Origin of the sequence: Williamsia maris, assembly GCF_024171815.1 — a bacterium.
Lineage (GTDB): Bacteria > Actinomycetota > Actinomycetes > Mycobacteriales > Mycobacteriaceae > Williamsia_A > Williamsia_A maris.
In genome coordinates, this window is record NZ_JAMTCJ010000002.1 from 100,922 (window position 1) to 122,789 (window position 21,868).

General features: G+C 67.8%; 21 protein-coding genes. 11 read left to right on the forward strand and 10 right to left on the reverse strand.

What is annotated here, in order from left to right; genetic code table 11:
- The first annotated feature begins 4 nt into the window (after positions 1-4).
- Together LX13_RS07350 and LX13_RS07355 are read left to right on the forward strand one after the other, a co-directional pair.
- Positions 5-715: an AIM24 family protein gene (locus LX13_RS07350; RefSeq protein ID WP_253660697.1), complete on the forward strand. Its 711-nt coding sequence runs from the start codon at positions 5-7 to the stop codon at positions 713-715.
- Positions 712-1,467, forward strand: a complete 756-nt coding sequence (locus LX13_RS07355; RefSeq protein ID WP_253660698.1) for an AIM24 family protein — start codon at positions 712-714, stop codon at positions 1,465-1,467. The genes LX13_RS07350 and LX13_RS07355 overlap by 4 nt, the downstream gene beginning before the upstream one ends.
- A gap of 117 nt (positions 1,468-1,584) precedes the next feature.
- On the opposite strand, the gene crcB is transcribed toward LX13_RS07355, so the two are convergent.
- From crcB to LX13_RS07380, 5 genes are all read right to left on the reverse strand, one after another.
- Positions 1,585-1,956: a fluoride efflux transporter CrcB gene (crcB, locus tag LX13_RS07360; RefSeq protein ID WP_253660699.1), complete on the reverse strand. Its 372-nt coding sequence runs from the start codon at positions 1,954-1,956 to the stop codon at positions 1,585-1,587.
- Positions 1,953-2,399, reverse strand: coding sequence for a FluC/FEX family fluoride channel (locus tag LX13_RS07365; RefSeq protein WP_253660700.1), 447 nt, complete (start codon positions 2,397-2,399; stop codon positions 1,953-1,955). The genes crcB and LX13_RS07365 overlap by 4 nt, the downstream gene beginning before the upstream one ends.
- A 116-nt stretch (positions 2,400-2,515) precedes the next feature.
- Positions 2,516-2,947 carry an organic hydroperoxide resistance protein gene (locus tag LX13_RS07370; protein WP_253660701.1) on the reverse strand — a complete coding sequence of 144 codons (432 nt, stop codon included), beginning with the start codon at positions 2,945-2,947 and terminating at the stop codon, positions 2,516-2,518.
- Between the two features lie 107 nt (positions 2,948-3,054).
- Entirely contained in the window at positions 3,055-4,515 is a 1,461-nt protein-coding gene (locus LX13_RS07375; RefSeq protein ID WP_253660702.1) for a catalase, read from the reverse strand.
- Between the two features lie 30 nt (positions 4,516-4,545).
- The gene (locus LX13_RS07380; RefSeq protein ID WP_253660703.1) at positions 4,546-4,983 is read right to left on the reverse strand and encodes a Fur family transcriptional regulator; all 438 of its coding nucleotides are present in this window, start codon (positions 4,981-4,983) and stop codon (positions 4,546-4,548) included.
- A 228-nt stretch (positions 4,984-5,211) separates the two neighbouring features.
- Here LX13_RS07380 and LX13_RS07385 point away from each other — a divergent pair, with 228 nt between their 5' ends.
- Both LX13_RS07385 and LX13_RS07390 read left to right on the forward strand, forming a co-directional pair.
- Positions 5,212-6,222, forward strand: a complete 1,011-nt coding sequence (locus LX13_RS07385) for an isopenicillin N synthase family dioxygenase (protein ID WP_253660704.1) — start codon at positions 5,212-5,214, stop codon at positions 6,220-6,222.
- Entirely contained in the window at positions 6,219-7,532 is a 1,314-nt protein-coding gene (locus LX13_RS07390; protein WP_253660705.1) for an amidohydrolase family protein, read from the forward strand. The genes LX13_RS07385 and LX13_RS07390 overlap by 4 nt, the downstream gene beginning before the upstream one ends.
- A gap of 1 nt (position 7,533) precedes the next feature.
- Here the strand turns inward: LX13_RS07390 and LX13_RS07395 are convergent, their stop codons facing one another.
- From LX13_RS07395 to LX13_RS07405, 3 genes are read right to left on the reverse strand one after another with little or no spacing between them, the layout of a single operon-like run.
- On the reverse strand, positions 7,534-8,193 hold the full coding sequence (locus LX13_RS07395; RefSeq protein WP_253660706.1) for a hypothetical protein: 660 nt from the start codon (positions 8,191-8,193) through the stop codon (positions 7,534-7,536).
- Between the two features lie 44 nt (positions 8,194-8,237).
- A complete protein-coding gene (locus LX13_RS07400; RefSeq protein ID WP_253660707.1) occupies positions 8,238-9,263 on the reverse strand; it encodes an aspartate-semialdehyde dehydrogenase in 1,026 nt (341 codons plus the stop codon).
- A 3-nt stretch (positions 9,264-9,266) separates the two neighbouring features.
- Positions 9,267-10,532 carry an aspartate kinase gene (locus LX13_RS07405; RefSeq protein WP_253660708.1) on the reverse strand — a complete coding sequence of 422 codons (1,266 nt, stop codon included), beginning with the start codon at positions 10,530-10,532 and terminating at the stop codon, positions 9,267-9,269.
- A 177-nt stretch (positions 10,533-10,709) separates the two neighbouring features.
- Between LX13_RS07405 and LX13_RS07410 the strand changes: the two genes are divergently transcribed.
- Positions 10,710-12,065 carry a glycosyltransferase family 39 protein gene (locus tag LX13_RS07410; protein WP_253660709.1) on the forward strand — a complete coding sequence of 452 codons (1,356 nt, stop codon included), beginning with the start codon at positions 10,710-10,712 and terminating at the stop codon, positions 12,063-12,065.
- A gap of 65 nt (positions 12,066-12,130) precedes the next feature.
- Here LX13_RS07410 and LX13_RS07415 read toward each other — a convergent pair whose 3' ends face one another.
- A complete protein-coding gene (locus LX13_RS07415; RefSeq protein ID WP_253660710.1) occupies positions 12,131-12,937 on the reverse strand; it encodes a TetR/AcrR family transcriptional regulator in 807 nt (268 codons plus the stop codon).
- Between the two features lie 117 nt (positions 12,938-13,054).
- Here LX13_RS07415 and LX13_RS07420 point away from each other — a divergent pair, with 117 nt between their 5' ends.
- The 6 genes from LX13_RS07420 (at position 13,055) to LX13_RS07445 (ending at position 21,379) form a co-directional block, all read left to right on the forward strand.
- Positions 13,055-14,566 (forward strand): MFS transporter, encoded by a 1,512-nt coding sequence (locus LX13_RS07420; protein ID WP_253660711.1) that lies wholly within the window; start codon positions 13,055-13,057, stop codon positions 14,564-14,566.
- 27 nt (positions 14,567-14,593) lie between these two features.
- Positions 14,594-15,154 (forward strand): nitroreductase family protein, encoded by a 561-nt coding sequence (locus LX13_RS07425; RefSeq protein ID WP_253660712.1) that lies wholly within the window; start codon positions 14,594-14,596, stop codon positions 15,152-15,154.
- On the forward strand, positions 15,151-16,773 hold the full coding sequence (locus tag LX13_RS23420; RefSeq protein ID WP_253660713.1) for an FUSC family protein: 1,623 nt from the start codon (positions 15,151-15,153) through the stop codon (positions 16,771-16,773). Before LX13_RS07425 ends, LX13_RS23420 begins: the two co-directional genes overlap by 4 nt.
- A gap of 173 nt (positions 16,774-16,946) precedes the next feature.
- Positions 16,947-18,803 (forward strand): 2-isopropylmalate synthase, encoded by a 1,857-nt coding sequence (gene leuA / locus LX13_RS07435; protein WP_253660714.1) that lies wholly within the window; start codon positions 16,947-16,949, stop codon positions 18,801-18,803.
- Positions 18,804-19,014: 211 nt separating this feature from the next.
- The gene (locus tag LX13_RS07440) at positions 19,015-20,496 is read left to right on the forward strand and encodes a flavin-containing monooxygenase (RefSeq protein WP_253660715.1); all 1,482 of its coding nucleotides are present in this window, start codon (positions 19,015-19,017) and stop codon (positions 20,494-20,496) included.
- 79 nt (positions 20,497-20,575) lie between these two features.
- On the forward strand, positions 20,576-21,379 hold the full coding sequence (locus LX13_RS07445) for an SDR family oxidoreductase (protein ID WP_253660716.1): 804 nt from the start codon (positions 20,576-20,578) through the stop codon (positions 21,377-21,379).
- A 6-nt stretch (positions 21,380-21,385) separates the two neighbouring features.
- Here the strand turns inward: LX13_RS07445 and LX13_RS07450 are convergent, their stop codons facing one another.
- Complete coding sequence (locus tag LX13_RS07450) at positions 21,386-21,802, reverse strand: hypothetical protein (protein ID WP_253660717.1); 417 nt, start codon at positions 21,800-21,802, stop codon at positions 21,386-21,388.
- Positions 21,803-21,868 lie beyond the last annotated feature (66 nt).

Below are 21,868 nucleotides of genomic sequence, written 5' to 3' on the forward strand. Positions count from 1 at the left end.
CGTCATGGTCTTCGAGCAGATCAACAGCAAGGTCGTCAAGGTCAACGTCCATCAGGCCGGTGGTGTCGTCGCGCGCAAGGGCGCGATGCTGTTCTACACCGGCGACGTGCACTTCTCGCCGCATATGATCCCCGGCGCGGCCCAGATGGGTGGGGGCGCAGCGGGAATGGGTGCGTTGGCCGGGATGGCCGGGCGGATGCTGCGGGGTGAGCAGGAGAAGACGATGCTCGCCCAGGGCATGGGCGACGTGCACTACGGGTTCGCCGGGCTGGCCGTCCACGTCATCGACATGCCGCAGGGCGGGTCGGTGACCGTCGACGCATCCCGGATGCTCGCGCACACCGCCGGACTGCAGGCCTCGATCGTGTCGATCCAGGCGCAGTCCTCCGGCGGTGGCGGTGGTCTGATGCGTGGCCTGCGCGGCGCGGCCACCGGCGCACTGACCGGCAACGGCCTGTTCACCACCCAGCTGCAGGGCCAGGGCGCGGTCGTCCTGCTCGCGCACGGCGAGGTGATGGAACTCCGCGTCGGTGGGCCCGACCCGGTCGTCGTGGATCCGCAGGCTTTCGTGGGGACGCTGGGAAACGTTCAGACGCAACTGAAGTCGGCCATGAGCTGGCGCGACGCCGTCGGACGCGGCGCGGGCGAGGCCATGCAGCTGCACTGCCTCGGCGACGGCATCGTCTACGTGCAGGCATCGGAGGAGAAGCTGTGAGCGAGATCCTGAACCCGGGCTCGCTGCCCGGTACCGACAACATCCCGGGCAACACCTACGCGTACTACATCACCCTGGACAAGCCGTGGATCATGTCACGCGGGGCGATGATCGCCTACTACGGCCAGATGCAGTTCCGCACGCTGATGCAGAGCCTGCAGACGAGCGCGCTCTCCGCGCTGGCCGGGACGATCAGCGCACCGATGTACATGGCCGACTACGTCGTCGCCGAGGGGCAGGGGACGTTGATCATCGGCGACCGCGGATACGACATCAACTCGTTCGACCTCGAGGACGGCAACCTGACCGTCCGGTCGGCGAATCTCCTCGCCTTCGAACCCGGGCTGCACCTCAACCAGTCGATCGTCCCCGGCTATCTCACCCTCATCGGCACCGGCAAGTTCCTGGCCTCGTCGAACGGACCGGTGATGTTCGCCGAGCCGCCGGTGCGCGTGGACCCCGAGTCGTTGGTGGGGTGGGCCGACTGCCCGTCCCCGAGTCACCACTACGACCAGAGCTGGATCAGCGGGTTCATGGCCGCCGGTGCGGCGATGATGGGCGCAGGAAGCGGCGAAGAGCAACAGTTCGACTTCACCGGCGCCGGAACGGTTCTCATCCAGTCGAGCGAGAAGGTGTTGAACGACAACGACGTCGTGCGCGCCATCGAGACGCAGATCCCCGGGTTGTCGCAGGCCGGGGTACAGCGCATCCTCGCCCGTGCGCAGGCGCAGATCGCCCAGAACCAGCAATAGCCCGCCAGTTGGGCACGTAACCACCGCAGTTGGGCACGTAACCATGGACCGCTGGCCCCAGATGCCCAACCGATGGCCCGAGATGCCCAACCGATGGCGTCAGGTGCCCAACTGGGGTCAGGCGAGGGCGTCGACAAGACCCAGACCGGCGGCGCAGGCGGCGAGCGAGATGACCAGCGACACACCGGCGTAGGCCACCGCCGCCACCGGGCGATGAGCGCGCAGCAGGCCGACGGTCTCGACACTCGCGGTGCTGAAGGTCGTGTAGCCGCCACAGAACCCGGTGCCCAGCACCACCTGCCAGTCGGCGCCGACGCCCGCGCCGGTCACCAGGCCGGCCAGCACACCGAGCAGGAACGAACCGCTGACGTTGATGATCGCCGTCTGCCACGGCGTCGACCAGCCGAAGCGGCGCTTGCACTCCCCGTCGACGACGAGCCGCAGCACCGCACCCAGCGCGCCCGCCACCGCGACCAGGACCGCGATCACCGGGCGCCCACCCGATTGCCAACGCCCCGCCCCACGACGTATCCGACTGCAGCGCAGACCAGTCCGGCGGCAACGGTTCCGACGACATAACCGAGACCGACACCCACGTCACCGCGCGCGAGCAGGCGATCGGATTCCAGAGCGAACGCGCTGTAGGTGGTGAGCGATCCGCAGAAACCGACCCCGAGCAGCAGTCGGGTTCGTAGGCGCCACCCGGTGTCGGGGCCGATGGCCGTGAGCCCGGCGATCAGCGCACCCAGAATCAGGGTCCCGGCGCAGTTGACAGCGAAGGTCGCCCATGGCCACCCGCCTGCGGCCACGGGGTAGGCCTTCTCGGCTGCGTACCGGACCAGGGTTCCGACCACACCGCCGACGAACACCGACATCATCGATCGCCACTGACGGTGCAGCGGAGCAGCGGTCGGCGCGTCGGGGTCGGTCACCGACTCACGCTACCGCCGCCCCCACAGACGCCGAAAGTGTGCGCTCCCGGCGATGGTCTCCCCACTCGTGGGAGGCGCCGGGAACGCACACTCTCGTCATGCGTGCGCGTCAGAGATCAGACGTGCGCGGTGACCTTCTGGTCGATGTTGCCCTTGGTCGCCTTCGAGTACGGGCAGAAGCCGTGGGCGGTCTCGGCGACCTTATCCGCGGTCTCCTGATCGAGACCCGGCAGGGTGACGTCGATCGCGGCGGTCAGACCGAAGCCGCCGTCGGCGGAGTCCTTGCCGATGCCGATGGTCACCTTGACCTCGGTGCCCTCGGGAGGCGTGACGCCCGACTTCTCCGCGGTCGCGCGGAGTGCACCCAGGAAGCAGGCTGCGTAACCGGCCGAGAAGAGCTCCTCGGGGTTGCTGCCCTCACCGCTGCCGCCCATCTCCTTCGGCGGACGCAGATCGAGATCGATCTGACCGGTGTCGGAGTAGACCTGACCGTCACGTCCTCCTCCGGTGGCCTTGGACGTGATGGTGTAGACGGTGTCGATGCTCATGGTGCCTTCCTTTCGGCGGTCGAACGGTTGCCACGCGACGGGCACGCGGCTCGTGAGGAACAACGACTCACGGCCGGGAAGTGTTCCGACCGTGAGCCGTACATCTGTCAGCTCTGCTGACCGTCCCGAACGCCCGCCTCGACCTTTTTGCCCAGATCGGGGTCGACGTTGGTCCAGTACTCGAACACCCGCGAGAGCACCGGCTCCTTCACACCGTCGAGGACGTGACCGACGATGTTGTCCACCAGACGATCTCGGGCGTCGTCGTCGAGGACCTCACGGACCAGCGTCCCGGCCTGCGTGAAGTCGTCGTCCTCGGGGTGCTCGATGTAACCGGCCCGCACCGCCTGGCCGTCGAAGGCCCACATGCCCTCGTCGCCCGCGGCCTGCTCGGATGCGTGCGGTCCGCCGTAGGAGTTCGGTGCGTACACCGGCGTCTCCGGGCTGTTGGACCGGTACGACATCGACCCCTCCTTGGAGTAGGAGTTGATCGTCGCGTTCTTCGCGTAGTTCACCGGCAGCTGCGAGTAGTTCGTGCCGATGCGGTAGCGGTGCGCGTCGGCGTAGCTGAACACGCGACCGAGGAGCATCTTGTCCGGCGAGTAGCCGATCCCCGGAACGAGGTTGGACGGCTCGAACGACGACTGCTCGATGTCGTTGAAGAAGTTCTGCGGGTTGCGGTTCAGGGTCAGCGTGCCGACGTCGATCAGCGGGTAGTCCTTCTGCGACCAGACCTTGGTGAGGTCGAAGGGGTTGACCTTGTAACCCTCCGCCTCGTCGACCGGCATGACCTGGATCTTGAAGCTCCAGCTGGGGAAGTCACCGGAATCGATGGTCTCGTAGAGATCCTGACGGTGGTGGTCGGGGCTGCTACCCGCGAGGGTGTCCGCCTCGTCCTGCGTCAGGAAATCGATACCCTGGTCGGTCTTGAAGTGGAACTTCACCCAGAAGCGTTCTCCCGCTTCGTTGACCGTCTGGTAGGTGTGCGATCCGAAGCCGTCCATGTTGCGCCACGTCTTCGGGATGCCGCGATCACCCATCAGCCAGGTGACCTGGTGCGCGCTCTCCGGGCTGAGGGTCCAGAAATCCCACTGCATGTTGTGGTCGCGCAGCGCCGATCCCGGCAGCCGCTTCTGCGAGCGGATGAAGTCCTGGAACTTGATCGGGTCCTTGACGAAGAAGATCGGCGTGTTGTTGCCGACGAGGTCCCAGTTGCCGTCCTCGGTGTAGAACTTCAGCGCGAAACCGCGCGGGTCGCGCCAGGTGTCGGGGCTGCCCTGCTCGCCGGCGACGGTCGAGAAACGTGCCAGCGCTTCGGTCTTCGACCCCTGCTGCAGCACCTTGGCCTTGGTGTAGCGCGAGATGTCGTGGGTGATCTCGAGTTCGCCGAACGCGCCGCCACCCTTGGCGTGGACGACCCGCTCGGGGACCCGCTCGCGGTTGAACTGCGCCATCTTCTCGATGAGGTAGTGGTCGTGGAGCAGGATCGGTCCCTGCGGGCCCGCGGTCAGCGACTGGTCGTCACTGGCGACCGGGATACCGGTGTTCGTGGTGGTGTTGGGAGCCATGGGCTGTTCTCCTCTTGTGTGGTTGTTCGACTACTGGTCGTTCGGGAGGGTTGTGCGGCAGCTGTTGCACACACCCCAGAAAGTCACTTCTGCCTCGTCGACGACGAAGCCGTGGTCGTCGTCGTGGTCGAGACACGGGCTGGCCCCGACGACGCAGTCGATGTCGACGATGCGCCCGCAGTTCCGGCAGACGAGGTGGTGGTGGTTGTCACCGGTACGCGTCTCGTACCGCACGGGTGACCCCGCCGGTTCGATCTTGCGGAGCAGACCGTGCGTGGCGCAGACGCGCAGCACGTCGTAGACGGTCTGGATGGAGACACCGCCGAGCCGCTCACGCACTCCCGACGCCACGAATTCGGCGGTCGAGTGCGGATGCTCGCCGAGGATCTCCAGTGTGGCCAACCGGGCTGCGGTGACACGGAGACCCGCAGCGCGGAGCTGCTCGTGGGGTGCCATCGTCGCGGTCATGAACCCACACTAACCCCAATACTGGAATAGTTCCAGTTATTGGAGTCATTCGTCTATGTGCACGATGCCGAACGGTTCGAGTCGCGGCCGGCCGGTCGCTGTCCTATCCTTCCGAGCAGAGGCCGCGTGTAGCGGTGGGCCGGGTCCCACCGTTCGCGTCCGCGACACAGTCACGTCTGTCGCGTCGAAAAGCGCATCCGGCCTCACACCCTGGAAGAGACATCCGTCATGTCACACATCGAACCCGCGCACGTTGCACCCGCCCACGAGATGGCCGAACTGGACCGCGAATCGCAGATGGGTGGACTCGGCACCGAGACCGACACCCGCGAGATCCGCCGTATCAGTCTCCGCGATCTCGAGCACCGACGATCCGAGATCACCGACCAATTGTGGTCAGCGGCAACCGACATCGGGTTCTTCCAGGTCGTCGACCACGGAATCGACGCCGCGACCCTGGACCACGTGTTCGCGATGTCGGAGCGGTTCTTCGCTCTCCCCGAGCACATCAAGGCGGCGTATCCGCTGCGTCCGGGCACCAACGCGGGCTGGGAGTTCCGGTCCCAGGTACGGCCGTCGGTGGGCACTCCCGACCAGAAGGAGTCGTATCAGGTCACCCTGCCCCGGATGGCGGACCTGTGGCCCTCCGACGCCGAACTCGACGGCTTCCGCGCGACGATCGAGTCGTTCGAGGCGCGGTGCCGTCAGATCGCGATGGACCTGCTCAGCTGCTTCGCCGACCGCCTCGGCTTCGACCGGGACTTCTTCACCCGCGCCCACGATCCGGCCGACCCCGGGTACCAGAGCACACTGCGCCTGCTGCACTACTACGCGTTCCCCGACGACCTGCTCGACCGACCGGAGATCTGGCGCGCGGGTGCCCACACGGATTTCGACGCACTCACCCTCCTGTTCCAGCGGTCCGGTCAGGGCGGTCTGCAGGTCCTCCCCGGCGCCGAGGTCGGCACCGGGGCCTGGACATCCGTCGAGCCGTCCGACGACGCGATCACCTGCAACATCGGGGACATGCTGATGCGGTGGTCCGACGACCTGCTGCCGTCGAACTTCCACCGCGTGCGCGCGCCGCGTCGCGACGAGTACCGGGGGCCACGACACACGATCGCCTTCTTCGCCCAGGCCAACGCCGATGTCGTGATCGAGGGACCGGCGGGCCGCTACGAGCCCATCACCGCGGCCGAATACCTGCGCAGGCGCATCGCCGCCAACTTCGCAGGATGAGCGCGGTGACACGCATCGTCCCCGACGCCACCGTCTTCACCGGCGGGGCGTGGGAACCGCACTGCGACATCATCATCGACGACACCGGGAACGTCGTCGCCGTCGAGCCGACGGGGACGCGGACCGCCACGACCGTCACGGCGCCGGGCGCCCACGTGATCCCCGGGTTCGTCAACACCCACACGCATCTGCAGCAATCGCTCATGCGGGGCGTCGCCGAGTGCACCCCACTGCTCGAGTGGTTGCTCGCCGTGGGCGAGAGATCCGTCGCCATCACACCCGAGCGCGCCTATCTCGCCACGGTCGCCGCGTCGTCGGAGGCCTTGCGGTCGGGCACCACCACCCTCGTGGAACACATGTGGCCGCACCCGTCGACCGCGGTGCACGAGGCCGTGATCCGCGGTCTCCGTGACACCGGCATCCGGGCGGTCCTGGGGCGTGGCGTCGCCGATCGACCCGACGCCACCCGCAGGTGGGGTTTCGAGCCGACGCTGATGCAGCCTCTGCCCGACGTGCTCGACCACATCGACGAGCTGCGTTCTGCGGTGGGCGGTTCGGCGATCACGATGGCCGCGGCGGTACCGAATCCCCGCTCCCTCACCGGCGACGGGATGGCAGCGTTGCGCTCGTTCGCGACCGACCGTTCCATGGCGGTGTCGATCCATCTGTTGGAGACGCTCACCGACGACACCATGTGTCGCGAGCATGCCGGAGTCGGCGCGGTCGACTACCTCGCAGGCGGCGACTTCCTGTGGGACCGTCTGCTCGCGGTGCACTGCGTCGAGGTGTCCGACCGCGATCGCGCGGTCCTCCGCGACCACGGCGTGGGGATCTCCCACAACCCGCTGTCCAACATGCGACTCGGCAGCGGCGTCGCGCCGGTTCCCGCCATGCTCACCGAGGGTCTGCGCGTCGGACTCGGCGTGGACGGTGCCGCGAGCAACGACACACAGAACATGCTGGAGACGTTCCGGATCGCGTCGTATCTGCAGCGGGCGACGCATCGCCGGGCGGACCTGCTGGGTTTCGACGAGATGCTCGACATGGCCTGCGGCGGGGTCAACGCCACCATCGGGCGGCCCGAGGTGGCGGGCGGGGTGACGGTCGGCGCGCCGGCCGACCTCACATTGATCCGTTTCGACCGCGACTACGCGACGCTGCCGGTCACCGACCCCGGCGCATCCATCCTGACGACGGGGAGCCCGACCATCGTCGACACCGTCCTGGTGGGCGGCGAGGTCGTCGTGGCCGACGGGCGCAGCACGCGCGTCGACGAATCCGGGCTGATCGCAGCGTTGCGCGCGCTGTGAGTCAGCGGTAGCGCTTGCCGGGGCGCAGGGTCTGTCCGGGCATGAACTTCATCGTCGCCGGCAGCCACACGTTCACGCTGCGACGCAGGGTGAACAGCGCCGACAGCAGCAGGAGGGCGAACTGCACCCACCCGAGGACCCGGATGACGACGGAGACTTCGGGGTAGTCGAACAGCAGGTCCATCCCGATGGGGATGGACGCCAACATCACCAGTACGGCGGTCACGTAGAAGCTGCGGCAGTTGCGGCTGTTGTGCCGCGAGATCGCCATCAGCAGCGGGTACTGGATGGCGAGCAGGACCACGATCAGGACGAGCAGGACCGGCGGGATCGTCGAGGCCAGCGACCCGATCTGGTTGGGAGCCGCGGAATTCTGTGGGTCGACGGCAACGCCCTCCTCGAGCCGCTGACGCAGCGCATCGGAGACCGTGCCCAGGTTGAGGAAGCCGTAGGCGAACGACGCCAATCCGGCGATGGCGCCGCCGATCCACAGCACGCGCGCATGGTGCAGCGCACGCGGGATCGGTCCGGCGTCGCCGGACGGTTTGAGGTCCTTGTCGGCCGAGGTCCGACCGGCTTCGATCTCGGCCAGGTCCATCGCGTCGAGTTCGGCGAGGGACGGGACGCGGTCGTCACCGTCGGGGCGCTGCGGGGTACTCACGTGACCAGTGTCTCACCATCGCGAGATACCGCCACCAGCCCTGCTCAGACGAGGAGTTCGGCGATCTGGATGGTGTTCAACGCCGCGCCCTTGCGCAGGTTGTCGCCCGCCACGAACAGCGCGAGACCGTGTCCGGCCGGAGCGCCCTCGTCGACACGGATCCGTCCGACGAGCGACTCGTCGATCCCGGCCGCGGCGCGCGGTGTCGGGACGTCGACCAGGCGGACACCGACGGCGGCGGACAGGATCTCCTGGGCGCGCTCGACCGACAGCGGCCGGTCGAACTCGGCGTTGATCGACAGCGAGTGACCGGTGAACACCGGCACGCGCACGCAGGTCCCGCTGACGAGCAGCTCGGGGATGTCGAGGATCTTGCGCGACTCGTTGCGCAGCTTCTGGTCCTCGTCGGTCTCGAACGATCCGTCGTCGACGATGGCCCCGGCCAGCGGGATCACGTTGTGGGCGATCGGGGCGACGTACTTGACCGGTGCGGGTCCGGTGATCGCCGACCCGTCGTGGACGAGCTTCTCGACGTCGTCGATACCGGCGCGCAACTGCCCGGCGAGCTCCTCGACGCCGGCGAGCCCGCTACCGGACACCGCCTGATACGACGAGATGATCAGGCGCCGCAGCCCCGCCTCGGAGTGCAACGGCTTGAGCACCGGCATCGCGGCCATCGTCGTGCAGTTCGGGTTCGCGATGATGCCCTTGGGCGGGTTGTGCGCGAGCGCCCCGTTGACCTCGGACACGATCAGCGGGACATCCGGGTCCTTGCGCCATGCCGACGAGTTGTCGATGACGGTGACGCCGGCGGCGGCGAACCGCGGTGCCTGCTCGCGCGACATCGTGGCGCCTGCGGAGAACAGGGCGATGTCGAGGCCGGTGGGATCGGCGGTGGCGGTGTCCTCGACGGTGATCTCGGTGTCACCGAACGGCAGCTTCTTACCCGCCGAGCGCGACGAGGCGAAAAACCGCACCTCGTCGGCCGGGAACCCGCGCTCGACGAGCAGTGTGCGCATGACGGCACCGACCTGACCGGTCGCGCCGACGACTCCGATTCGCAGTCCCATCGCTTATCGCCCCGTTCCGCCGTGGACGGTGGCGACCTCGTCGCCGCCGAGTTCGAACGCCGAGTGCAGCGCGCGCACGGCGTCGTCGAGCTCGGTGTCGCGGCACAGCACGGAGATCCGGATCTCCGACGTCGAGATCAGCTCGATGTTGATCCCGGCCTCGCTCAACGCCTCGCAGAAGGTCGCCGTGACGCCGGGGTGGCTCTTCATGCCGGCACCGACGAGCGACACCTTGCCGATGTGGTCGTCGTAGAGGACCTCGGAGAAACCGATGGCGCTCTTGAGCTTCATCAGCTTCTCGACCGCGACGGGTCCGAGCTCGCGCGGAAGGGTGAAGGTGATGTCGGTCTTGCCGGTGTCCACCTTCGACACGCCCTGCAGGACCATGTCGATGTTGATCTCGGCGTCGGCGACGGCACGGAACACCTGCGCCGCGTAGCCCGGCTTGTCGTCGAGACCGACGACGGTGATCTTGGCTTCGCTCCGGTCGTGCGCGACGCCGGTGAGGATTGCTTCTTCCACGGGGATGTCCTCCATCGAGCCGGACACGATGGTTCCGGGTTTGGTCGTGTACGACGAGCGAACGTGTACGGGAACGTTGTAGCGGCGGGCGTATTCCACGCACCGCAACATCAGCACCTTCGCGCCACAGGCGGCGAGTTCGAGCATCTCCTCGAACGAGACGGTCTTGAGGTGGCGGGCGTCGGGGACGATCCGCGGGTCGGCCGAGTAGATGCCGTCGACGTCGGTGTAGATCTCGCAGACGTCGGCCTCGAGGGCCGCGGCCAGTGCGACGGCGGTGGTGTCGGAACCACCGCGTCCCAGGGTCGTGACGTCCTTGCTCTCCTGCGAGACGCCCTGGAAGCCCGCGACCAGGACGATCTTGCCCTCGTCGAGCGCGCTGCGGACGCGGCCCGGGTTGACGTCGATGATCTTCGCCTTGCCGTGACTGCTGGTGGTGATGACGCCGGCCTGGGAGCCGGTGAACGACTGCGCGTGCGCGCCCATCGAGCTGATGGCCATCGCGACCAGTGCGTTCGAGATCCGCTCACCCGCGGTCAGGAGCATGTCCATCTCACGCGCCGGCGGCGATGGACACACCTGCTGCGCGAGGTCGAGGAGTTCGTCGGTCGTGTCGCCCATGGCCGAGCAGACGACGACCACGTCATTGCCGGCCCGCTTGGTGGCGACGATCCGTTCGGCGACGCGTCGGATCCGCTCCGCCGACGCCACCGATGATCCGCCGTACTTCTGCACCACCAGTGCCACGCCGGTCTACCTCCGTCTGTGTCGTCATGCCAGATCGATCGTCACGGCCGCGTGATGTGGACCACACAAACGGCCAGGTCAGGTGAATCGGGCACCCGATGACTCGCCACACCTTACCGGCCCGGGGTTTCGAGCACGGTCGGTGGAAGATCGCGCGGCTGGCTTACGATCGCTGACGTGCCGAGCAGCTCCTCCGACACCGTCGTCAGTGACGGTTCGAACCCGAACGTCCCGACCGTGACCGCGGCGTCGGCGCAGCCGGGTGTGATCGCACGCAACCACTCCTGGCTGACGCCGGTCGCGTTGTTCCTCGCAGTCCGTCTGATCGGGGTGCTCGTCCTGGCTCGTTTCACCGACCTGCGCGGCGGGTCGCTGCGCGAGGCCCTGTCGTCATGGGACGGCAAGTGGATGCTCGACATCGCCCAGTACGGCTACGGCGGTGTGCCGTTCTCGCAGGCCGACGCGCACGGGTATCGCGACGCGAACACGCCGTACGCCTTCTTTCCCGGGTATCCGATGCTGGTGGGCGCGGTCGCGAAGATCCCCGGGTTCAGCACGTTCGGCGCCGCGATGACCGTCAACGTCGTCGTCGGGTGCATCGGTGCGGTCGGCGCGGCGCGACTCGGCGCGCTCTGCTGCCGACTGATGGCCGAACGGACCGGGCTCACCGGACGCAACTCGACCACGGGCTGGTTCACCGACAACCTGCGCGTCTCGTCGCGGATCTCGATGTGGCTGAACTCCACGACGTCCCCGACGAAATCGGCGGTGGGCTCGTCGACCGCCGGCGCCGACCCGCGCCGCGTCGGGCTGATCCTCGTGGTGTTGTTCGCGGCCGCACCCATGGGGGTCGTGCTGTCGATGGCGTACACCGAGACCTTGTTCTGCTCGCTCGCGGTGTGGGCGCTGGTCGGGGTGCTGGAGAAGCGGTGGGTGCTGGCGGGGGTGGTGACGATGTTCGCCGGACTGACCCGTCCGACCGCGGTCGTGCTGGTCGGTGTGGTGATGCTGGCCGCGCTGCTCGCGCACCGCGACGGCCCCAAGGCGTGGGCGGCGGTCGTGCTCAGCCCGCTCGGCTATCTCGGATACCTCGGGGTGGTGTGGCACCAGACCGGTAGCCCCACCGGGTGGTTCACCATCCAGACGCAGGGGTGGGGCACCGAGATCGACTGGGGCAAGACGAGCTGGCAGTTCATCAACTACTCGCTGATCAACTCGAGCGAGGTGGCCGTGGTGGCGACGGCCTGGATCATGATCGCCACGATCGCCCTTGTCGCGGTCTGCATCTGGGAGCGACTGCCGTGGCCGGTGGTGCTCTACGGGACGTTGGTGGTCATCTCGATCGCCGGTTCCAGTGGTCTGATGATGAGCCGTCCGCGACTGTTGCTGCCCGCGTTCGTGATGCTGATCCCCGCGGCCATCGCACTCGCCCGCAGTCGACCGTTCACGCAGCTGTGGGTGTTGGCCGCGGTGGTCGCGCTCAGCTCCTGGTTCGGCGCCCACATGCTGACGGTCTACCCGCACGCCATCTGATCTCGGATCCCGTCGACAAACCACACCGCTCGGTCACCGTGCCCGCGTATCTCACGCGACGGGCGTCAGCGGTGTGGTTTATGGCCGAGCTCCGCCGCGGCGGCCTCGAACCCCACGCACAGCAGGTCCACCCCGTGGTCGAGGCGGCGACGTGAATCGGTCAGTCCCCGTTCCCGGCCCACCCCGCGCAACGCGGCGACCCGTGGCGGTGGCGGATCGGCCTCCTCACCGTCGAGCACGTCGTCGAGGCCGCTGCGCGTCGAGGCGTGTTCGGCGTTGGTGCGCAACAGCTGCTCGCTCACGTCGGCCAGTGCGACACCCTGGATGTAGCTCCACAGGGTCAGCGTCATCTCCGCTGCGGTGACACGGTCGACGCCGAGCTGACCGAAGCCGGCCATCATCCAGTCCAGACATCCCAGACTCGACGCACCCATGCTGTGGCGCGGCGACGAGTACGCCAGCACCACCCAGGGGTGGCGCTGGTAGAGCGCCCAGTCGATCTCGACCGCGACCTGTACGCACTCGCGCCAGCTCCGATGCCCGACGACGTCGAGGTCGTCGCCCGCTCCCCCGATCGGCGAACCGTCCCCGGCCGCGTCGACCGGGGCCATCTCGTGCGGGTACGGGAACCGGCGACCGACCTCCTCGGTCATCGCCATCAGCAGGGCGTCCTTGTCCGCGACGTGCCGGTACAGCGACATCGCCCCCACACCGAGACGGTCGGCGAGCTTGCGCATGGACACCGCCGCGAAGCCCTCGGCATCGGCGAGTTCGATCGCCACGTCGACGATCGCCGACCTGGTCAGACGCGGCGCGGGGTCGGCTTCGGTCACCGCGACACCTCCGTCCCCGTCGATGGTGGTCGATGCCACCGTGAAACTGTTTGCGTACACCGTACCCAGGTGGGTAGGTTAGCCAGGTCAACCAAACGCGTACACCGTACGCCACGCGCCGTTGTCGCGCCGAGTGACCGAAGGAGGACGAAGCAGATGAGCACCATCCATCAGACCGCGGGAGGCGCTGCGCCGCGAGCGAGCGAGCCGCGCACCGACCCGCGCGCCTGGCTCGGCCTCGCGATCATGTCGCTCCCGGTGCTCCTCGTGGCCATGGACTTCTCGGTCCTCTACCTCGCGATCCCGACGATCACCGACGAACTCGCGCCCACCGCGTCCGAACAGCTGTGGATCGTCGACATCTACGGCTTCCTCATCGCCGGCCTGCTGATCACGATGGGCAACGTCGGTGACCGTTTCGGTCGACGGATGGTGCTGCTCTCCGGCGCGACGGTGTTCGGCATCGCCTCGCTCCTGGCGGCGTTCGCGCCGTCGGCGATGGTGCTGATCCTCGCCCGTGCCCTGATGGGTATCGGCGGCGCGACACTGATGCCCGCGAGCCTCTCGCTGATCAGCAACATGTTCCCCGATCTCAAGGCCCGTGCCCTCGCGATCGGCGTGTGGACGGCGTGCTTCGCCGGCGGCTCGGCCGTCGGGCCGGTCTTCGGCGGCATCCTGCTGCATCACTTCTGGTGGGGCTCGGTCTTCCTGATCAACGTCCCGATCCTGCTCCTGCTGCTGGTCTTCGCGCCGAAGTTGGTGCCGGAGTACAAATCCGGCACCACCGACCCTTTCGACTTCCTCGGCGTGGTGCTGTCGCTGCTGGGCATCCTCCCGCTGGTCTACGCGATCAAGCACCTGGCCTCCGACGGTGTCGACGCGATCGGCATCGGCAGCGGCGTGCTGGGAATCGTGGCGCTGACCCTGTTCATCACCCAGCAGCGTCGGGCCAAACACCCTCTGCTGCAGCTCAACCTGTTCTCCTACCCCGCGTTCACCTCGGCGATCATGGCGGCGCTGGGCTGCATGATGACCCTCGGCGCGCTCTCGTACCTGACCGGCATCTACCTGCAGTCGGTGCTGGGGCGCGACGTCCTCGCCGCAGCGCTGGCCGGCATCCCGATGGCGGTCGCGGTGGCGGTGTTCTCGCTGGGCGCCTCCCGGGTCAACGCCCTGCTGGGTACCCGGGCCGCCTTCGTCACTGCACTGCTCGCGGCCGCGGTCGGCAACGCCGGCCTGCTGTTCCTGGGCACCGACACCCCGATCTGGATCTACCTCGTGAGCACGACGATCGCAGGCATCGGCTACGGCATCGTGTTCAGCCTGGTGTCCGAAGTGGCCGTGTCGTCGGCGCCTCCGGAGCGCGCGGGTGCGGCCTCGGGCATCTCGGAGACGAGCTTCGAGCTCGGCACCTCGCTGGGTCTCGCGCTCATCGGATCGCTGGCGACTCTGGTGTTCCGGGCCAATTCGGACGGACGCGACTTCTCGGACACCCTCGGCGAGACCCTGCACCGCGCAGGCGAGCTCGGGTCGGGTCCGGGCACCGACCTCGCCACCGCAGCACGCAGCGCTTTCGTCGACGGACTCCATGTTGCAGCCACGAGCGGGGCGGTGCTACTAGTCGTGCTGGCCGCCGTCATCTCGGTGGTGCTTCGACGTCGCACGTAGCCGCCCTCGGGCGCCGGGAGGAACACCATGCACGAGTTGTTCGAGAAGCGTTGGAGTGCACGAGGACTCGATTCCACCGCGACCATCTCGTCGGACGACCTGACCGCTGTGCTCGATGCCGGACGTTGGGCCCCGACCTGGGGTGCCACGCAGCCGGTGCGCTTCGTTGTCGGGGTGCGCGGTGACGAGACGTTCACCACTCTGACCGGTGTCCTCAGCCGCGGGAACCAGCCGTGGGCCCCGGCGGCCGCGGCTCTGATCCTGGTGTGCACCCGCAACGAGCCCGAGGACAACAACGCCCACACCTACGGCGCGGTGGACCTCGGCATCGCGACCGCGCAGATGATCATCCAGGCCGTCGCGCTCGGGTATGTCGCACATCCGATGGCCGGCTTCGAGTCCTCTGCCGCGATCGAGCGACTCGAGATCCCGGCGGGCGAACGTCCGCTCGTGCTCCTCGCGATCGGCACCCTGGCCGACCCGTCCACCGTGGACGAGAAGATCGCCGAGAAGGACGCCCGCGAGCGCACCCGACTCCCCCTGGACCAGGTCGCCTACGCGACGCGGTGGGGCCACCCGTTCCGGTGACACACCCCGCTCAGGTCCCGCCGTCCCGACCGTCGGTCCGGGAACTGTTCTTCACAGTGCGCGGGATCGGATCGCGATGGCCGGCCGCGACCCGGTCGATGGCGGCGCTCGCCGTGCCCGCGATCATCCTCTGGCTCGCAGGTCTGGGACACGAGGCGCTCTTCGCCGCACTCGGCTCGTTCGCCGTCCTGTACGGCGAGAACCGTCCGTACCGGATTCGCTGGCGTGTCATCGTCATCGCTTCGGCGGTGCTGATCACGTCCGTGGCGATCATGTCCGCTCTCGGCCACGTGGTCGGCACCGACGGCTCGGCGGCGGCCGAGTTCGGGATCGTCGCGGTGTCGGTGGTCGTCGCCGGTCTCGCGGTCTACATCGGCAACGCCCTACGGCTCGGTCCGCCCGGTCCCTTGTTCGTAGTCCTGACCGGTGGGATCGCGGCGACCGTTGCGCGCCACGGCGTCGACCCCCTGGTGCTCATCGGGTGCACCGCGGCCGGTGCGGCCGGGTCGTTGCTGGCCGGGATGACACCCGCGCTGCTGGATCGTTCGCGCCCACAACTGGCGTCGGTCAACGCCGCCATCGCGGCCATCGACGACTACATCGATGCCGACGCTCCCCGGAGCTCACCGCTGCGGCACGGTGCGTCGGGCCACCTGCTGCACGCGTGGACTGTCCTGCACGACGCCGCCGAGACCGACAGCGCACTGGCGCAACAACTCTGGACGTCCCACGAACGTCTCCACCGTGGCAGCACCGCGACGATCGATGTGCCCGCCGACACCTTCCCCACCCCACTGCCCCGACCGACCGTCCGCCAGCGCCTCCGTGCCTCGGCCCACCCACGCAGTCACGCCGCGGTGGCCGCGATGCGGGTGATGGTGGCCGCCGCTGCCGCGGGTGGTCTGTCCATCGCGTTCGGGCTGACACGTCCGGACTGGGCGATCGTCGCGGTTGTCCTGGTGTTGCAGCTCGGACCGGACCGCGTCCGCGGCGCCCTGCGGGGTGCGCACCGATTGGCGGGAACCGTCGTCGGTCTGGGCGTGTTCGCGCTGCTGCATGCCGCGCAGCCCACCACGATCGTGCTCATCGGAATCCTCGCCGTGCTGAGTTTCGTCATCGAGATCACCGTCGTCAGCAACTACGGACTCGCAGCGACCGCCATCACCCCACTGGCCCTGCTGATGTCGGCGACCGGTCCAGGGCTGTGGGATCCGGCACGTGACCGGCTCATCGAGACCGCGTTGGGCGTGGTGCTCGGTGTCGCGGCCCTGTGGGTCATCGACGCCAAAGCGCATCGCCGCACCACCACGTGGACCCGTTCGGAGGCCGTCGACGACGTCGTCGAGCTGCTGGATCTGCTCGAGACGCGCCCGCCCGACACCGACGAGGGGCGGGTGTGCCGACGCGATGTGCAGTGGGCGCTGATGGAGGCGGAGATGGCGGCGACCGAGAGCGCCATCGACGATCCGGCGTGGGCACGCGAGGACTGGCCCGCGCACGTCCGACTGCGCCACCTCGGCTACGAGACGCTCGCCGAGTGCTGGAAGGCCCCGCCGGGCACGACGGTCGATCGATCCGCGCTGACCGAGCTGCGTGCACTCAGCGACCAGGTGTCGTGACCGTGGCGTCTCGGGGAGGCATTTTGTCGGCGACGCGACCGGGGGTAATGTCGCCGCCATGCGGCACGAGCTCCTCCTCGGGTGCCGCGGCGGGATCTGATCAGACCGGCTTCCCGTCGCGGGGGTCGATCATGCGCCGGTCTTTCGTCCACATCTTGGAGAAATGACCCGAAATGCCAGCAGCAGACAGTTTCACCTCCGGAGTCAGCCGCATCGTCGAGCCGACCGGACCCATCCCATCTCAGCAGCCCTCCTGGAACACCCAGCGGAACTCCGCCATGCCGTCGCATCGGTACCGCTCGTTCGCCGACGAGGTCGAGACCATCTCGGTCCCCGACCGAACGTGGCCGGACAAGGTCATCGATCGCGCACCCCAGTGGTGCGCGGTGGACCTGCGTGACGGCAACCAGGCCCTGATCGATCCGATGAGCCCGGCGCGTAAGCGCCGCATGTTCGATCTGCTCGTGCGGATGGGCTACAAGGAGATCGAGGTCGGCTTCCCCTCGGCGAGTCAGACCGACTACGACTTCGTCCGCGAGATCATCGAGGACAACGCGATTCCCGACGACGTCACCATCCAGGTGCTGACGCAGTGCCGCGACGAGCTGATCGAGCGGACGTTCGAGGCGTGCCGCGGCGCGAACCGTGTGATCGTGCACTTCTACAACTCCACCTCGGTGCTCCAGCGACGAGTCGTGTTCCGCGCCGACAAGGATGCGATCACGAAGATCGCCACCGACGCAGCGCACAAGTGCAAGACGGTGGAGAAGGACTACCCCGAGACGCAGTGGCGCTACCAGTACTCACCGGAGTCCTACACCGGCACCGAACTGAGCTACGCCAAGGCGATCTGTGACGCCGTCACCGAGATCATCGCGCCCACACCGGACAACCCGATCATTCTCAACCTGCCCGCCACGGTCGAGATGGCCACGCCGAACGTCTACGCGGACTCGATCGAGTGGATGCACCGCAACCTCGAGCGCCGCGATTCGGTGATCCTCAGCCTGCACCCGCACAACGATCGCGGAACAGCGGTCGCCGCAGCCGAACTCGGATACCAGGCCGGCGCCGACCGCATCGAGGGCTGCCTGTTCGGCAACGGTGAGCGCACCGGCAACGTGTGCCTGGTGACGTTGGGGCTCAACCTGTTCACGCGGGGTGTCGACCCGCAGATCAGCTTCTCCGACATCGACGAGATCCGCCGCACCGTCGAGTACTGCAACCAGCTCAACGTCCCCGAACGCCACCCCTACGGCGGCGACCTCGTCTACACCGCGTTCTCCGGCAGCCACCAGGACGCCATCAACAAGGGCCTCGATGCGATGAAGGTCGATGCCGACGCGGCCGGTTCCGACATCGACGACATGTACTGGCAGGTACCGTATCTGCCCGTCGACCCCAAGGACGTGGGCCGCAACTACGAGGCCGTGATCCGCGTCAACAGCCAGTCCGGCAAGGGCGGCGTCGCCTACATCATGAAGGCCGACCACGGGCTGTCGATGCCGCGTCGTCTGCAGATCGAGTTCAGCCGCGAGATCCAGAAGATCACCGACGGTGAGGGTGGCGAGGTGTCGCCCAAGGAGATGTGGGACGTCTTCGCCGACGAATACCTGAGCCCGATCCGGCCGCTCGAGCGGATCCGTCAGCGCGTCGATGCGTCCGAGACCGACGGTGGCGAGGACCGGATGACCGCGGTGGTCAAGGTCGACGGCGTGGAGAAGGAGATCTCCGGTGCGGGCAACGGTCCGCTCGCCGCGTTCTCCGATGCGCTGAGCACGGTCGGTTACGACATCCGCCTGCTCGACTACAGCGAGCACACGCTCACCGCCAGCGTCGACGCCAGCGCGGTCAGCTACGTCGAGGCCGAGATCGACGGCGAGACGGTGTGGGGTGTCGGTATCGCCACCTCGATCACGACGGCGTCGCTGCGCGCGGTGGTCTCCGCGGTCAATCGCGCCCACCGCAAGCGCCACGGCATCGCCACCGCCGCCGAAGAAGGCCAGGCTCCACGCACCTGGGCGCCGTAGGTCTCCGACTCCGTCGTTTCCCCCGGTTGGGCCGTCGTTTCCCCCGGTTGGGTCGTCGTTGTGCTGAACAGCGCAACAACGGCCCAACCCGCGGGTGGCGCGCCCCATCTGAGGTTCGCTCGGGAACGCGAACCTTGACTCACTTGTGCTGATGCACGACACTCCTCGAATACATGTGACGGCTGGTCACACCTAACTCGAGGGGTCGACGATGACACCACAGTTCGACGCAGTGATCGTGGGCGCCGGTTTCGGCGGCATGGGTGCGGCCATCGCGCTGGCCCAGCTCGGCTACACGCGCTTGTCCATCCTCGAGCGCGAGGACGACCTCGGCGGCACCTGGCACGTGAACCGCTACCCCGGACTCGCCGTCGACATCGCGTCGGTGACCTATTCGTACTCGTTCGAGCCCAACCCGAATTGGACCCGCCTGTTCGCCCCCGGTGCCGAGCTCAAGTCCTACGCCGAGCACGTCGCGAGCAAATATGACCTGCGCCGCTCGATGCGGTTCGGTGTCGTGGTCGAGCGCGCCGAATGGGATGAGCGCCAGCAGCTCTGGACAGTTACGATCGCTGGCGGCGAGACCGTCACCGCACGCTTCCTCGTCACCGCCACCGGATTCCTCTCGCAGCCGTACACGCCGGACTTCCCCGGCATCGACACCTTCGCAGGCAAGATCATCCACACCACGGCCTGGGATCAGTCACATGACTTCGCGGGCGAGAGGGCCGCGATCATCGGAACCGGCGCCACCGCCGTCCAGCTGATCCCCGAGATCGCCTCCCGTGCGGACGAACTCACGGTCTTCCAACGGACGCCGATCTGGGTCGTCCCGAAGATCGACTTCGCGATCCCGCCGTTGGTTCGCCGGCTCTTTGCCCGGGTGCCGCTCACCCAGCGGCTCGCGCGATCGGTGAACAACACCATTCTCGAGGGGATCATGGTCGTCGGCGTCCTACACTTCCGACAGGCCAAGATGATGAACCGGGCCGCTGCACTCGCGGCCAAGGCGCACCTGCGGGTGTCGGTGCGCAGCAGGGCCACGCGGAAAGCCCTGACTCCGCACTACGACTTCGGCTGCAAACGGCCCACGTTCTCCAACAAGTACTTCCGAACGTTCAACCGCCGAAACACCCGGTTGGAGACGACGTCCATAGAGCGGTTCGAACCCGACGCCGTGGTGACGGCCGACGGTCGCAGGACCCCGATCGACACCCTCGTCCTGGCCACCGGGTTCAACCTCTGGGACGTCAACTTCCCCGCCCTGCAGATCGTCGGACGCGAAGGCCGCGACCTCGGACAGTGGTGGCGCGACAACCGTTTCCAGGCCTACGAGGGCATCGCGATCCCGGCGTTCCCGAACCTGCTCAGCCTCAACAGCCCGTACAGCTACAGCGGGCTGTCGTACTTCACCACCATCGAGTCGCAGATGGCGCACATGCGCCGACTGCTCGGTGAACTGCAGCGCCGCGGCTCTGCGACCTTCGAGGTGACCGACCGCGCGAACGCGAAGTTCCTCGACGCCGTCACCGAGAAGCTCGGCGACTCGGTGTTCTACGAGGGCAAGTGCTCGACCTCCCGCAGCTACTACTTCAACCAGCACGGCGAGGCGGCGCTGCTGCGCCCCACGTCGACGTCGAACAGCTTCCGTGCGGCATCGACGTTCCCGCTCACCGACTACGAGTTCGCCTGAGCCGGGGCGGTCGCGCCGCCGCACGATCGAGCGATCTGGCTAGCCTGGGTAAGTAACCCGTCTCGACCAGAGGAGCCCGATGACCACCGAACCGGACAACGCAACCACGACGGCCCGCAGCGCTGAGCGGACCCTGGACGGGGTCACGGTCGTCATCACCGGCGCGTCGAGCGGTATCGGCGCGACCACCGCCGAGGCGCTGGCGGGCGCGGGGGCGACCGTCGCGCTGTTCGCACGACGCAAGGACCGTCTCGACGACCTCACACGGACGATCGAGGGACGTGGCGCCGGAGCCGCCAAGGCCTACGGGGTGGACGTCACCGATGCCGACGCGGTCAGCACCGCCATCGACGCGGTCGCCACGGAGTTCGGCGGCATCGACATCCTCGTCAACTGCGCCGGTGTCGGCACGTGGGGACCTGCGGTCGACGCGAAGCTGTCGGACTGGACCGCGATGGTCGACGTCAACATCAACGGGGTGTTCGCGGCCACCCACGCCGCACTGCCCCACCTCGTCGCCGCGGCGAACGGGCCTCGCGGGATCAGCGACATCGTCAACGTCAGTTCCATTGCCGGACGCAGGGTTCCGAGCTTCCAGAGCAACGTCTACGCCGCGACCAAGCATGCGGTGGGCGCGTTCTCCGAAGGGCTGCGCCAGGAACTCGCGCCCGCGCACGTCCGGGTCGGTGTCGTGGAACCGGGCATCGTCACCACCGAGATGACCACCACCGGCGAGGAGTACGCCCCGGACGCCCGCAACGCCGAAGGGCTCGGCGTGCTCGATCCGGACGACATCGCCGCCGCGATCGTCTACATCGTCACCCGACCGCGCCACGCGGCCGTCAACGAGGTCCTGATCCGACCGACCGAACAGGTGCGCTGACCCGGCTCAGATCGGATTCCGACCCGATGTAGCTGACAGATGAGAGCTCCGAACCGACTCACCGATCCGCGATGATCGCGCTCGAGCGGTTCGGTCGGCGTCCTCGCGTGCGGCGGTCAACGTGTGACGAACTGCGGCGAGCGTGTTGACCTCGATCGTGTGCGGGCTGAGGCTGCGGTGGGCGGTGAACAGGGCCAGGGCGATCTGGTCGGCAACGGTGCCGAGCGGCCGGTCGCGCAGGTCGTGCGGTGATGTGTGGGTGGGGATGCTGTGCACGAGGATGTCGGCAACGGTTTCGTAGCGCGCGCCGTGACCGTTGTCGTCGGCAGCCGCTCGTGCGTACAGATCTCGGATGAGGCCACTCACGGTGTCGAGGAAGGCACCGGCAGGAACGGCTGGTGACGAATGGTTCGGATAAGACACGACACTCCTCACGCTGCGCACCCACGGTGGTACGCCCTCACTGCTTCATCGCCCACAGACCCCCGC